This window comes from Alkalihalophilus lindianensis, assembly GCF_032843265.1.
Classification (GTDB): domain Bacteria; phylum Bacillota; class Bacilli; order Bacillales; family Bacillaceae_D; genus Alkalihalophilus; species Alkalihalophilus lindianensis.
The window spans coordinates 1-254 of sequence record NZ_JAWJBA010000670.1; the positions used below are offsets into that span (position 1 = coordinate 1).

General features: G+C 39.0%; 1 pseudogene. It reads right to left on the reverse strand.

Features of this window, described 5'->3' with window-relative positions:
• Nucleotides 1–254 (reverse strand): annotated as a pseudogene (locus RYX56_RS23840) (ABC transporter ATP-binding protein); the annotation flags it as partial.

The window sequence follows — 254 nt, forward strand, 5'->3', positions numbered from 1 at the left end:
ATTAAAAATTTGTTCCAATGTCCCTTCTGTGTTTTGCTGCTTTAATTCTGTGAAACTACCATCGGCAACAATTTTTCCATCGTTAATCAGGATGATCCGATTACTAATTTTCTCAACGACGTCCATAATATGTGAAGAATAGAAAATCGTCTTGCCTTGGGCGGCGAGAATCGCAAGAATCTCCTTAAACACCATCACACTATTGGCATCAAGCCCGCTTAATGGCTCATCTAAAAACAAGAGATCGGGATTAT